Source organism: Duganella sp. GW821-FHT01E12 (assembly GCF_059422325.1).
Genome location: NZ_JBWKWR010000008.1, coordinates 63,093 through 75,940 on the forward strand (window position 1 = coordinate 63,093; position 12,848 = coordinate 75,940).

At 66.0% G+C, this 12,848-nt stretch carries 13 protein-coding genes; 6 read left to right on the forward strand and 7 right to left on the reverse strand.

Annotated features, from left to right (window positions below; genetic code table 11):
* Positions 1-265 precede the first annotated feature (265 nt).
* Positions 266-1,909, forward strand: coding sequence for a M28 family peptidase (locus AC07WS_RS21235; RefSeq protein WP_494731005.1), 1,644 nt, complete (start codon positions 266-268; stop codon positions 1,907-1,909).
* A gap of 68 nt (positions 1,910-1,977) precedes the next feature.
* On the opposite strand, the gene AC07WS_RS21240 is transcribed toward AC07WS_RS21235, so the two are convergent.
* From AC07WS_RS21240 to AC07WS_RS21270, 7 genes are all read right to left on the reverse strand, one after another.
* Positions 1,978-2,973, reverse strand: coding sequence for a hypothetical protein (locus AC07WS_RS21240; RefSeq protein WP_494731006.1), 996 nt, complete (start codon positions 2,971-2,973; stop codon positions 1,978-1,980).
* A 170-nt stretch (positions 2,974-3,143) separates the two neighbouring features.
* A complete protein-coding gene (locus AC07WS_RS21245; protein ID WP_494731007.1) occupies positions 3,144-3,857 on the reverse strand; it encodes a cyclic di-GMP-binding domain-containing protein, MshE-related in 714 nt (237 codons plus the stop codon).
* Positions 3,858-3,875: 18 nt separating this feature from the next.
* On the reverse strand, positions 3,876-4,877 hold the full coding sequence (locus tag AC07WS_RS21250; RefSeq protein WP_494731008.1) for an AraC family transcriptional regulator: 1,002 nt from the start codon (positions 4,875-4,877) through the stop codon (positions 3,876-3,878).
* Complete coding sequence (locus AC07WS_RS21255; protein WP_494731009.1) at positions 4,874-5,425, reverse strand: DUF2059 domain-containing protein; 552 nt, start codon at positions 5,423-5,425, stop codon at positions 4,874-4,876. The genes AC07WS_RS21250 and AC07WS_RS21255 overlap by 4 nt, the downstream gene beginning before the upstream one ends.
* A gap of 18 nt (positions 5,426-5,443) precedes the next feature.
* Positions 5,444-7,075: an OmpP1/FadL family transporter gene (locus AC07WS_RS21260; RefSeq protein WP_494731010.1), complete on the reverse strand. Its 1,632-nt coding sequence runs from the start codon at positions 7,073-7,075 to the stop codon at positions 5,444-5,446.
* A gap of 15 nt (positions 7,076-7,090) precedes the next feature.
* The gene (locus AC07WS_RS21265) at positions 7,091-8,107 is read right to left on the reverse strand and encodes a transporter (RefSeq protein WP_494731011.1); all 1,017 of its coding nucleotides are present in this window, start codon (positions 8,105-8,107) and stop codon (positions 7,091-7,093) included.
* Between the two features lie 38 nt (positions 8,108-8,145).
* Positions 8,146-8,913: a C39 family peptidase gene (locus AC07WS_RS21270; protein ID WP_494731012.1), complete on the reverse strand. Its 768-nt coding sequence runs from the start codon at positions 8,911-8,913 to the stop codon at positions 8,146-8,148.
* Between the two features lie 559 nt (positions 8,914-9,472).
* On the opposite strand from AC07WS_RS21270, the gene AC07WS_RS21275 reads away from it, so the two are divergent.
* From AC07WS_RS21275 to AC07WS_RS21295, 5 genes are all read left to right on the forward strand, one after another.
* Complete coding sequence (locus tag AC07WS_RS21275; protein ID WP_494731013.1) at positions 9,473-9,982, forward strand: DUF6160 family protein; 510 nt, start codon at positions 9,473-9,475, stop codon at positions 9,980-9,982.
* Between the two features lie 154 nt (positions 9,983-10,136).
* Positions 10,137-10,646, forward strand: coding sequence for a DUF6160 family protein (locus AC07WS_RS21280; protein WP_117015911.1), 510 nt, complete (start codon positions 10,137-10,139; stop codon positions 10,644-10,646).
* A 46-nt stretch (positions 10,647-10,692) separates the two neighbouring features.
* Entirely contained in the window at positions 10,693-11,487 is a 795-nt protein-coding gene (locus tag AC07WS_RS21285) for a hypothetical protein (RefSeq protein ID WP_494731014.1), read from the forward strand.
* Complete coding sequence (locus AC07WS_RS21290) at positions 11,487-12,350, forward strand: DUF6160 family protein (RefSeq protein WP_494731015.1); 864 nt, start codon at positions 11,487-11,489, stop codon at positions 12,348-12,350. Before AC07WS_RS21285 ends, AC07WS_RS21290 begins: the two co-directional genes overlap by 1 nt.
* A complete protein-coding gene (locus AC07WS_RS21295; protein WP_494731016.1) occupies positions 12,350-12,814 on the forward strand; it encodes a DUF6160 family protein in 465 nt (154 codons plus the stop codon). Before AC07WS_RS21290 ends, AC07WS_RS21295 begins: the two co-directional genes overlap by 1 nt.
* Positions 12,815-12,848: the final 34 nt, after the last annotated feature.

Genomic DNA, 12,848 nt, shown 5'->3' on the forward strand with positions numbered 1-12,848 from the left:
GGTGCATAAAATAATCGGAGTCAAAAATAGCTTCATAATTTCCTATTTGGTGGGGAACATGGGGGGGATGGCCGGAGCGGCACGTGGCTTTTTTGTACAAATTGGCCGATTGTTACTATAAATGAGCCGAGGGATATACAAACTCTCTGAATGTCACGGCCGAGACGCAAAGCTGCCTGCCGCGGCGCCGCCGGACTTCGCATACAATGCTGGCGCGGCTGGTAGCCGCCCCCCTGACGACAGACCCTTTACGTACCAGGAAATCATGCAAAAAATGACCCCCTCCTATGTTGCCTCCGCCTTGGCCATCAGCCTGGCGCTGGCATTCCCCGCCCACGCCGACAGCGCCAAGAACGCCGCCGCCGTGAAGGAAGCTCCGCTGCGCGCCCACCTCGCCTTCCTCTCCAGCGATGTGCTGGAAGGCCGCGGCACCGGCCAGCGCGGCGCCGACCTGACCGTCGCCTATCTTGAAACGCAGGCGCTGGCGCTGGGCCTCAGGCCCGGCAACGGCGCCAGCTACCGCCAGGCGGTGCAGATCGCCGGCGTCAAGACGCAGCCGGGCGAGAGCACGCTGAAACTGGAGGCCGGCGGCCAGGCGCTGCCGGTCAGCTTCGGCAAGGACTGGGTGTTCGCGCCCGGCGACGCCACCGCCGCGCACAGCTTCGACGCCGGCCTGGTGTTCGTCGGCTACGGCATCACCGCGCCGGACGAGCAGTGGAACGACTACAAGGGCATGGACCTCAAGGGCAAGATCCTGGTGATGATGGTCAACGATCCGCAGCCGACCGCCGCGCAGCCGAACCGCTTCAACGGCAAGGGCCTGACCTACTACGGCCGCTGGACCTACAAGTTCGAGGAAGCCCAGCGCCAGGGCGCCGCCGGCGTGCTGCTGATCCATACCACGCCGAGCGCGTCGTATGGCTGGAGCGTGATCCAGAACAGCTGGTCGGGCGTGGAGCGCTTCCAACTGGCGTCGGGTACGCTGGGCACGCAGCTGCAGGGCTGGATGACCGACGACACGGCGCGCGCGCTGTTCAAGGCGGCCGGCCAGGACCTCGACGCGCTGCGCAGCGCCGCAGAAAGCAAGGACTTCAAGCCGGTGCCGCTGGCCGCCAGGCTGAGCGGCGAGATGAAGGCCGCCGTGCGCAAGGTCGAGCAGTTCAACGTGGCGGCCGTGGTGCCGGGCACCGATCCCAAGCTCAAGGATGAAGTGGTGATCTACAGCGCGCACTGGGACCACCTGGGCAAACAAGGGGATGCCGGCGAGGCCAAGGCCGACACCATCTTCAACGGCGCGGTGGACAACGCCTCCGGCTCGGCGGCCCTGCTGGCGATGGCGCAGGAGGCGGTGCGCGCGCCGGCCAAGCGCAGCCAGATGTTCCTGTGGGTGGCGGCCGAAGAGCAGGGCCTGCTGGGCAGCGCGGCCTACGCGTCGGCGCCGTTGTGGCCGCTGGCCAAGACCGCCGCCAATCTCAACCTGGACAGCCTGAACTTCGTCGGCGCCACGCGCGACATCGGCACGCAGGGCAGCGAGCGCACCGAATTGGGCAAGCTGGCCGAGACGGCGGCCAAGGCCATGGGCATGCACATCGCCGAGGCCGAGCCCGACCTGGCGGGCGGCTACTTCCGCAGCGACCACTTCAACTTCGCCAAGAACGGCGTGCCGGCGTTCTCGATCGAATCGGGCCGCGAGTACATCAAGGACCCGGCCGGCTCGAAAGCCAAGGCCGACGCCTACGGCAAGCGCTACCACCAGGTGAGCGACGAGTACGATGCGAGCTGGGATCTGTCGGGCATGGTGCAGACGGCGCAATACACGCTCAACCTGGGCCGCCTGATCGCCAACGGCGCCAAGCTGCCGGAGTGGAAGGCCGGCGACGCCTTCGCCAAGCCGCGCAACGCCAAGTAATCCAAATCGGGGTCAAGTCTGACATTCGGACACGGCCCCATCGAATTCCCATCGAATTCCATCGAAGGTCAGCCGAGGCGCCTGCGGGTCAGGCTCAGCAGCACGAGGCCGGTGCAGGCCAGCAGCAGCGTACCGGGCGCCGGCACGGCCCTGGCGCTGCCGCCATCGTCGATGCCGATGCTCACCAGCGGGTTCGCTCCCCCCAGGCTGCCGAAGTCATAGTCCACGGTCAACTCGTTGCTGAACGGCGTGCTGAAGGTGCCGCCGCTGCCAACCGTCGGCAGCAAGCCGGCGAAGATGCCGGTGGCCGTCGAGGTCGTCACGATGCCGCCACTGATCCTGAAATCGACCGTGCCGCGCTCGCCGGCGGCAATGAAGGGGCTGTCCAGATCCAGGTTGAACGCGAAGTCCGTCGCATCAACGGTGAACAGATTGTCGGCCCACGTAAACGAACCGGTGCCGTTGAGCTCGGCGTCGATGTTTTCCAGCCTGCCCAGCGTGTGCAAACCCGTGTCGCTGTCGAGAATGTCGAAGGTGACAGGATCGAATAACGCGGTGCTGGCAAGGCCCAGGGCGAAGGCGAAGAACTTCGGTGTCAGCACGAGTTGGCCGCCGAGCATCAAGCGGTCGCCGTTGACCGTGACGCCGGAAGCCGCTTCCGATTGCGCGAAGCCCTTCTTGGGCGGCACGCTGACATCGCCAAACGCGCGGATCTGGCCCGCCACGTTGCGCGGCGTGAGCGCTGTGGTCGCGACGGACGCCGCCGCGTCCGCGTTGCCCTCCTTGGGGGTGGGCGAGTGGCAGACGGCCAGCCCGGCGGGCGGCAGCGGAACGGAGTTGACGGCGGGACCGCAGACGGTCAGCGGCGCGGCGGCGACGGTATGGACCAGGTATTGCCAGCTGGCCGCATTGACGCCGCCGGCCGGCGCGAAGTTGAATTTTTTCGTCACGTCGAAGCTGGCGGCCGGGTCGTCGATCGGCGAGGCCAGCACAGGGCCGGCGGCGGCGATCCCCAGCGCTGCGGCGAGCAGCGAGCGGCACGACATCAAGCGTATGGTTTTCATGGCGGATTCCCTCTCGGATAGGATGGTGGACGACAGTGCTGCCACCGCTCCCGAGCGAAATCCATGCCCAGTTTTTTTTGCGTTGCGAATCAAGCGCTTGGCAAGCTGCGCCGGCGCCCGCGACCTCCGCTGTAAGAAGCGCCGACGGGCGGCGCCCGCGGCCCGCCGTGTCAGTGGTGGAAGGCCATCGTGATCGAGGTGCCGGTCAGGTCGATGCCCTTGATCGAGATGCTGCCGAAGCTGGCCCCCTCCGTGCCCTTGACGCGGATGTTGTTGAAATTGATCTCGCCGATCGACGACGGCAGGTTCAACGTCAACGAGCCGTCCTTGTTGATCGTCGCGGTGGCTTTGTTCGGATCGTAGACCACGTTCTTCATGCTGGTGTCCGCCTCCAGGAAACCCAGCACCGGATTGAGCAGCTTGGCCATGTCGCCCACCACTTCCAAGCCATTGTGCTTGGCCTGCTTGACCACTTGCAGCACCTCGTCGCTGAGGCCCTGGGCCGAGGTGTCGCCCAGTTCCTCTTCGCTCAGGGCCTGCAGGCCCGGCCGCTCCTTGATCTGCAGCCCGCGCTGGTCCTTGCTCAGCACCACCGGCGTGCCCACCGCCAGCGACGGCAGCGCCTGCGCGGCGTAGGTCTCCAGCGGCGCCAGCAGCGAGGTGGCGATGGCCGCCGCCATCCGCAGACGGCGCTGCTTGCGCAGCGCCTCCTCGATGTGCTGCTGCGTGATCAGGTTCAGCTCGGCGAAGATGTCGCCCAGCCGCTGCCCGGTCGTGCGTTGCAGCGCGATCGCGGCCGCCAGTTGTTCCTCGGTGATCAGCTTCTGCTTGACCAGCAGCTGACCCAGCATCGACTTGCTTTGATTACTCGACAACCATCCCATCGCCCCGTCTCCTTGTTGTTATGCCGTTTTGCGCGGCGTGGTGGCGTGCATGGCCTCGGGCTCGGGACCCGATTGATGCGCCATGTGCACGATGTCCGACGGCGCCATGCCGAACCAGCGCTTGCAGGCCCGGTAGAACGCGCTCGGCTCCGAGAAGCCCAGCTGGAAGCTCAGCATCTTGAGCGACAGCTCGCCGCAGCTGAGCGACTGCCGCGCCAGCTCGCGCCGGGTGTCGTCGACCAGGTTGGTGAAGCTGGTGCCTTCCTCGGCCAGCCGCCGCTGCAGGGTGCGCTCGCTCATCATCAGCTGGGCGGCGACGTCGTCGCGGTGCGGCGGCCCCTTGGGCAGCAGGCTCGCCAGCAGGCCCTGCACCTTGGCGCTGAAGGTCGGCGGCTCGGCGCGCGCCAGCGAGGCCAGCACCCGCTCGCCGCTGCCCGGCACCAGCGGCGGGTTGGCCGGCAGCGCCATCACCAGGTCGGTGTCGGAAAACTCCATCACGTTGTGCGGCATCGAGAACTTGACCGGACAGCCGAAGGTCTCCGCGTACACATGGGCGTTGGCCGGCTCGGCGAAGGTGTATTCCACCACCACCGGCGCGATGTCGTCGCGCCCGGCCGCGCAGCGCAGCGAACGCAGCAGCACGCACCAGACGAAGTCGTAGCGCTGCTGCGGCACCTCGCGCTGCGCGCCCGGCAGCAGCAGGCCGACCCGGGTGTGGCCGTGGCAGCGCTCGATCGAGCTTTGCACCGTCGGCGACACCAGCATGATGTGGCCCATCACGCCCAGCCAGCCGAGCCGGTGCGGCGAGGAGATCTTCAGGCCGATCAGCGGATCGCCGGATTTTTCCACCACCAGTTCCCACAGGTGGCTCAGCTTGTCGGACAGCGTGAGGGCGTCGCAGGCCAGGCCGTCGCCTTCGTCCAGTCCGGCCTGCGCGAACAGCGCTTCCGCTTCCACGCCGGAGTGGTGCAGGCGCGATTTGACGCCGCGCACCAGATGCAGGGCGGAGGAGTAGGTCATGGCGTGACCGCAGCGCGCAGGCGCAGGCCGATTTTTTCCTTCAGGCCCTGCAGTTTCGGATCGATCACGGCGCGGGTGTCGGCCGCCACGCCTTCGCCCAGCGTCTTCTGCATTTCCGGCAGCATGGCCTCGAACTTCTTCTTGACCGGCGACTCCAGGATGGCGATCAGTTGCTTCAGTTCTTCCTCGGTGTAGCGCTCGGCCAGCAGCGGGGCGATGGTGGCCGGGATCAGCTTGTCGGCGCTGCCCTTGGTGATGGGCGTGGCGTCGGCCATGAACTGCTTGGCCTCGCCGACGATGTCGTTCATGGCGGCGTCGCGCTTGTCGGGCGCGGCGCGGCCCTGCAGCATGGCGCGCGCCTGCTGCACCGCGTCGGCCACCGGCGCCTGCAGCATCTGCTGGCCGATGTTGTCCGGGTTCCACAGCTTCAGCACCTTGTCGACCAGCGCCTGCTTGGCCGGCGGCACCGGCGCGGCGCAGGCGCCGGCGGAGATGAGCGCCAGCAGCAGCAGGCCGCGCTTGCAATGGAGGGTGATGGGTGTCTTCATGGTGTGCTCCTCAAAAAATCAGAAACGCTTGTTGATCTCGAAACCAAAATAGCGCACGTGGATGTCGCCCTTGACGTTCTGGCCGGCATACGGGTTGTAGATGATGTTCAGGAAGTTGCTGCAGTTCAGATTGCAGTCGGTGTTGGCCGGCACCTCGTACTTGCCGCTCATGTAGGAGCCGGTCACGCTGACCTCGGTGTTCTTGCTGAGCTTGAAGCTCAGGCCCGCGCTCAGCAGCTTGGTGTTGGGCAGCGGCGCCAGCAGGTCGATCTTGTTGTTGGGGATGGAGGTCTTGCGCGGCTCGAAGCCGAAGCGCAGCGCCAGCCGCTCCATCGGGAACAGTTGCAGGCCGTAGGCCAGGTTGACCACGCTCTTGTAGCCGCGCGGGATCACCAGCTTGCCCGAGTCCGGAATGCCGTACAGCCGCGCCACCTCCAGCAGCTTGACGCTCTGGTCGAACTGGAAGCGCAGCGCGTCCCACTCGCTCCAGCGGGCGTAGCTGGCGTCGACGTTGAGCTGGGCGTAACGGATCGGCTTGAGCTTGATCCCCACCTGCAGGTGCGAGGGGAAGGGGATGATGGCGCTCATATTGCCCTTCTGCGTGGCCGGGATCGAGGTCGGGAAGCCCAGCACGGCGCCGGCGATCGGACCCAGCAGCGAGGCGTTCATGCCGCGCACGAAGTTGCGCAGCATCGGCTCGGTGTCGAAGCGGTAGTTGCCGGTGTAGTGGGTCTTGGAGCCGCCCTGGTAGACCGCGCCCAGCGCCAGCCACGGCCGCGGTTCCCACAGCACGCCCAGGTTGATCGTGGGGTCGAACGGCGCCGTCAGCTCCAGCCGCATATTGGCGGCCTTCTTGAACGGGCTGACCATGCCGTCCTTGCCGCCGCCGCATACGCCGAAGCCCAGCACGTCGATGATGTTGCCGCCGTCCTCAGGGCACCAGCCCTTCTGCAGCTGGCCGAACACGCCCAGCAGCTCGTTGGGGAAGCGCATATTGGTGTCGACCACGAAGGCGGCGTGGGCGATCGGCACGGCCACGCCGAAGCGCAGCGTGTCCGAATACTTGTAGCCGACCGACGGCGCCAGGTAGACCAGGCGCTGGATCTGCTCCTGCCGGCCCTGGTACTGGCCGGGGTCGTTGGGATCGGTGGTGCGGTCCAGGCTCATCGCCTGCGCCATATAGCTGTCGGTGGCGAAGGTCCACGGCGAGCCGGCCTTGTTCCAGTACATGCCGATGCCGGGCACGGCCACCGCCGGCAGGCGCCAGCCGGGCATGCCGTAGCCGGGCACGTACATCACCTGGCGCACCGGCCCGGTGCGGGTGTTGGAGATCGGGTCGTCCTTCCAGCCGCCGATGTCGAAGTTCGGGCCCGGCGTGAAGCTGGCCGCGGTGCGGATCGAGGCCACGAAGTTGTGGATGCTCTCGCCGTCGCCGGTCAGCCGCGCCAGGCCGGCCGGGTTGAAGTGGATCGAGGCGACGCCGGGCGGATCGGCGGTGACGGCGTTGCCGAGCGCCATGGCGACCACGCTGGTGGTCAGGTTCTCGGTCAGCGCGGCGTGCGCCGGCAGCGGGCACAGCGCGGTGCAGGCGGACGCCACGGCGGCCGCCAGCAAGCGCCTCTGCGCGAAGGCTGGACTGGACGGGTTCATGAACTATCGGGCCGGTCAGAAGTTGAGCGGGATGTTCATGCCGACCGTCATGTTCGGCGAGTCCGGCGTCAGGCCGATGCCGACCGACAGGTTGACCGTGGTCTTGGGCGAGATGCGGTAGCCCAGGCCCATGTTGAGGATGCTGGAGGTCTGCATATGGGTCTTGGCCTCCAGGCCGTCGGCGAAGCGCAGCTTGGAGCCGGCCGAGATCGCCTCCTGGAAGGAGATCGTGGTGGAGATGCCGTACGACAGCGCGTACGCGAAGCCCATGCCGAAGCCTATGGTGTTGCCGGGTTGGACGCGGGTCAGCACGCGCGTGCCGTTGACCTGCCACAGGTTCTTGGCCGGCAGGCTGGCGGTGAAGTTGAGCGAGCCGAACAGCGCGACCGGGTCGACGATCTTGTTGACGTTCAGGCCGGCCGAGAAGGCGCCCACGCCGCTGCCGGTGGCCTCGCCGCTGCCGGCGATGATCTTGAACGGGCTGCGGCCGGTCGGCAGGCGCACGTTGCTGGTGACGGTCAGGTTGGGCGTGTCGCGGTGCGCCTCGAACGGCTGCCAGCGCGCGCCGAACGACAGGTCGCCCAGCGAGTTGGAGACGCCGTTGGACAGGTTGTTGTCCGAGTAGCGCGAGATCAGCGGCAGGGTGACGTTGCCGGTCAGGTTGTCGAGCACGCCGTAGTCGGCCGAGAAGGTGTTGGTGATGCTGTGCGAGCTGGTGTTCTCGATGTTGAACAGGGTGGTGCTGCCGTTGGCCAGGTCGGTGACGATGCGCTCCTCGCCGACGTAGGAATAGGTCAGGTCGTAGGTGATGGCCATCTGGTTGCGGCGGATCAGCGAGTATTGCTTGTCGACGGCGGTCAGGGTCTGCTTGAGCAGCGCGCTCTGGTCGCCTTCGCCTTCCTTCTTGGCCAGCGCGTCGCGGGCGGCGTCGGCGCTGGCGGGCGCGCTCTGCGTGGTCTGTTGCGCGGCGGCGGGCAGCGCCAGCAGGGTGGCGGCAACGGCTGCGGCGATAGGCAGGGTACGGAAAATCATCGTGGTCATCCTTGAGAGAGAGTAGGCGCTGCTTGGGGTTAATTGCGATGCATCCAGGTGCCGGCGGCGCCCGAATTGACGGCGCGCAGCAACAGCTGGGCCGAGTTGGACAGGCCGTCCTGCCGGCCCTTGCCTGTGACGCGGTCCATGTCGGCCACGCCCAGTTCCTGATCGGTCAGCGCCAGCTGCGCCACCGGTTTCTGATCCTTGGCCGGGGAGATGATGAACAGGGTGTTCTTGTCCCACCAGCGCGCGAACTCCTCGACCGAGAACACGATGTTGCCGGCCGATGGATCGGCGATGTAGACCACGCCGCCGCGGATGCCGCGCAACACCACGAAGTGCTTGGAGCCGGCGTAGTCGATCGGCACGATGGCCGGTTCCTCCAGCGTCATCAGGTCCTTGATCTCGGCCTTGAAGCCGGCGCCGGACAGGCCCAGCGAGCCGACATAGCGCTTCATGTCGAGCAGCGAAAAGCCGCGCCGCTCGATGATCTTTTCCTTCTCGCCCTTGTCCAGCATGCCCTCCATGGCTTGCTGCTCGTTGACCATCACGCCCAGGTGGTAGTTGAGGATGGTGACCAGCGCGGCCGAGCCGCAACTGAAGTCGAAGGCCTGGCGGACGATGTGCTTGTACTTCAGTTCGGAGAACGGCTCCATCGCCACCGACTGCACATAGGCGCCGCCGCCGAGCATGGTCTGCGGCATCTCGTACTGGCCCTTGGGCCGGTCTTGCGGTTCGTGGCGGGACATCAGTCCGGCGCCGCCGATGGCGGCGGCGATCACGGTCAACAGTATCATCAGCATGGCCTCAGCCCTCGCGCGCGGGCCGCGCTACGCGCGGGAGCGTGCCCAGGCGCGCGCGACAAAAATGCCGCCGGCACGGGCCGGAAAAACTGCGGGCGTAGGCTGCGCCCAGAGGCGTCGGGCGCCCCGTTGTTGGGTTCATCTTGTCTCCAGTATTCTTAATTAGAACGGTCGTGCTTTATTAAGGCGACAACTCGTCTTTCTTTTCTTGTAATTAATTAACGCACGATTTGGTAAAACCGAGCATCTGTTTTTTTAGAGATGTGACTCTAGAAAATTTCAATCGAACTTGTGTTACAGGCGACAACAGATGTGCAACAACGACCACACTCGGCGTCACTCTGTATGGCTCCCAAGGCCACGTGGTTGGCTTTGCAAGTCAGCGCGCCGCGCTGGACCGGCGTCGGCGGCGACTTCTATGATGGCTTCACTTAATAGTCAAATATTAAGATTTTCACGGCACCGGACAGTACGCCGCGGCTCCTACCCGGAGCCAAGGACCAGACTGACGGACCGTGGGCCCGGACAAAAAAATTCATACACAACTCGGAGATAAAAAATGCAAATCGTTAAAACCGCAATCGCAGCAGCCCTGGCAACCCTGGCCTTCTCGGCATCGGCCATGACCCCGATCCAGGATGCCGAACTGAGCACCGTCAGCGGCCAGGACGGCGTATCGATCGCAGCCAACCTGAACATCAAGATTGACTCGTTCGTCTACACCGACACCGACGCGCTGGACGCGAACGGCATGGGTGGCGGTTCGATCAGCTTCAACGGCATCAAGGTGAACGGCCTGATCGCCGCCAACATCGACATCCTGTCGAAGAACTCCTTCCTGGCCGCTGCCGGCGCCGCTGGCGTGACCAACCCAGGCACCTTCTACAACCCAGCCACCGGCGGCGACGTGGTGCAGATCGCCATCCCGCAGAGCGTGGTCGCCGACGGCCACTACCTGAACGTGTCGGTCGACGCGATCAAGATGGGCAACAGCGCAGCCTCGTTCGGTTCGGTAGCGATGAACCAGATCGACATGCGCGGCACCACCGTCTGGATCTTCGCGCACTAATCCGGGCTTGTCCGCGCTGGCTCGCAGGGCCTGTAGCTTGGCCTGAAAAGTCAGCGCGGCACGCTGGACGCTAGCAACGGCGTAGCCCTAAGATGGTTACGCAGCATTGAAAAAAACACAAATACCTAGACCAAAACCTCACGGAGACGACCACATGCAATTCATCAAAACCGCAGCAGCAGCAGCCCTGGCAACCCTGGCCTTCTCGGCATCGGCCATGACCCCGATCCAGGACGCGGAACTGAGCACCGTCAGCGGCCAGGACGGCGTATCGATCGCTGCCAACCTGAACATCAAAATCGCATCGTTCACCTACACCGACACCGACGCGCTGGACGCGAACGGCATGGGTGGCGGTTCGGTCAGCTTCAACGGCATCAAGGTGAACGGCCTGATCGCCGCTAACATCGACATCCTGTCGAAGAACTCCTTCCTGGCCGCTGCCGGCGCCGCTGGCGTGACCAACCCAGGCACCTTCTACAACCCAGCCACCGGCGGCGACGTGGTGCAGATCGCCATCCCGCAGAGCGTGGTCGCCGACGGCCACTACCTGAACGTGTCGGTCGACGCGATCAAGATGGGCAACAGCGCAGCCTCGTTCGGTTCGGTCGCGATGAACCAGATCGACATGCGCGGCACCACCGTCTGGATCTTCGCTCACTAATCAGCTGAGCTACGGCAGCCGCCCCGGCGGCTGTCGTTCCCACACCATGAACTCCCTCTATTCCCTGCGTTCGCTGTGGCTGTGCGCGGCCCTGGCCTGCTGCACGCTGACGGCGTCGGCGCAAATGCAGCCGCTGAGCGAAGAAGAGCTGTCCAACACGCGCGGACAGGGTCTGGTCGCGCTCACCAACACCAGCCTGGGCGGCTACGATTTCAGCAAGATCGCGCTGGACGCGGACATCTCGCTGAGCGCCAACCTGCGCAATATGCGCCTGGGCGAATACAGCTACGGACTGCGCAACGGCACCGGCGCCGACGTCGACATCGGCCTGCTGCAGTTCGGCCGCAGCGACGGCACCGACGCCCAGCGCCTGGTCCACATCAGCAATCCATATTTCGAATTCGTGTACAAGAACGCGGCCGACGGCGCCTCGCGCGAGGCGGTCGGCATGCGCTTCGGCTTCGAGGGCATCAGCGGCGACGTCGGCCTGAAGGTCAACAGCCTGTCGGGCTCGATGCGCGTGACGGGCACGGCGGCCGACGGCAGCGCCGTGCTGCTCGATTCGCATACCGACAGCCTGGGCGGCAAGCGCTGGGACGGCGCCTGCACCGCGCCCTGCCTGTCGCTGGCGCAGCTGGGCGGCGTGACGGCCGGCGACGCCGCCGGGCCCAGCCGCGATTTCTGGATCTCCGTGTTGAAGACCGGCGTGCAGTTCCCCAGCGCGGCCGGCGTGCCGGCGTCGGACGCGGCGCAGGCCGGCATCTGGCTGAACTGGCGCGACAAGCTGCAGGCGCTCAACACCTCCGGCCTGGTGCCGCCCAACCTGCCGAAGGGCCGCTGATGACGGCCGTGCGCGCTGCCGTGCTGGCCGTATCGGCGATATTGGCCGCCGTGTGCGCGCCGGCGCCGGCGATGGAACCGTTGAACGACGCGGCGCTGTCGTCGGTGCGCGGGCGCGACGGCGTCAGCTTCGACCTGAACGGCTTCGCCATGAGCGGCGACGCGCGCGTCAGCTACACCACGCCGATCGGCTCCAGCCTGTACGTGGAAAAATTCAGCGCCTCGCGCAGCGACAATCCGCTGCCGTTCTCCGATCCCTACAAGCTCGACATCGTGGCCGGCGCGCCCGGCCTGGCCGACGTCATCAACATCGCCTTCCCCCTGAACACCAATGCCGACCAGCGCTGGCAGGCCGCCTACGATTGGGGCGTGACGGCGGACGGCGTCACGCGCGAGCAGGGCAGCGTGGTGATCAAGGATCTGGTGTTCACCGGCGGCGGGCTGCAGTTCTCCACGCCGCAGGTCAACGACGGCGTGGCCTTCGGCGCCGCATTGCGCATGGACATCGGCAAGCTGTCGTTCCAGCCGCGCGGGCGCAACGACGCCAGCGAGGCGATGGTACTGAGCGGCGTGCACATCGGCGGCGTCGACGGCAACGGCGTGTTCAACAACACGCCATGGATGCTGGCCAATGTGGCGTCGCAGCCGGCGGTGATCAACGCGCTGACCGACGAGACGGGGCCGCGGCTGCACATCGGCATCGACTGGCCGGATGCGCGCTACGGCAGCGGCGTGGCGCCGGCGGGCGGCATCGTGGTCGACAATATTTCGTTCGTCAGCGCCGGGCAGCCGACGGTGGACCTGGGTTCGTCGCGCATCGGCTCGGTGCAGATCCAGTACCTCGACATCAAGTTCAAGCACTGATGGCGCGCGCACTGTTCCTGGCGATGATGCTGGCGGCGGGCGCGGCCCGGGGCGGGAGCCTGCAGGCGCTCGACGACAAGGAGTTGTCGCAGGTGAGCGGGCAGGACGGCATCAGCTTCGCGGCGCACGTGTCGCTGAACGATCCGACGCTGGTGGGGGCGGTCAGCGACAGCCGGCTGTCGCTGGGCTTCAACGGGGACGGGCAGAACCGCTACATCGTGTTCAAGAACGTGCGCGGCATGGTGGACATGTTCGCCGTCAGCCTGGGCGTGCAGACCCGGCCGGATGGTGGCGGCGACTACATCGCCATCGGCCTGCCGGGCTACGTACGCTACACCAACTTCGGCTTCGAATCGCTGAGTGTGCAGACCGATCCGAACGCCCCCGTCACCGGCAACCTGGGCAGCCTCAACATCAACGGCGTCGTATCGCTGCAAGGCCAGGTCCGCCTCTGGTCGCATTAAATTGGGGTCAAGTCTGACATTCGGACACGAGCTC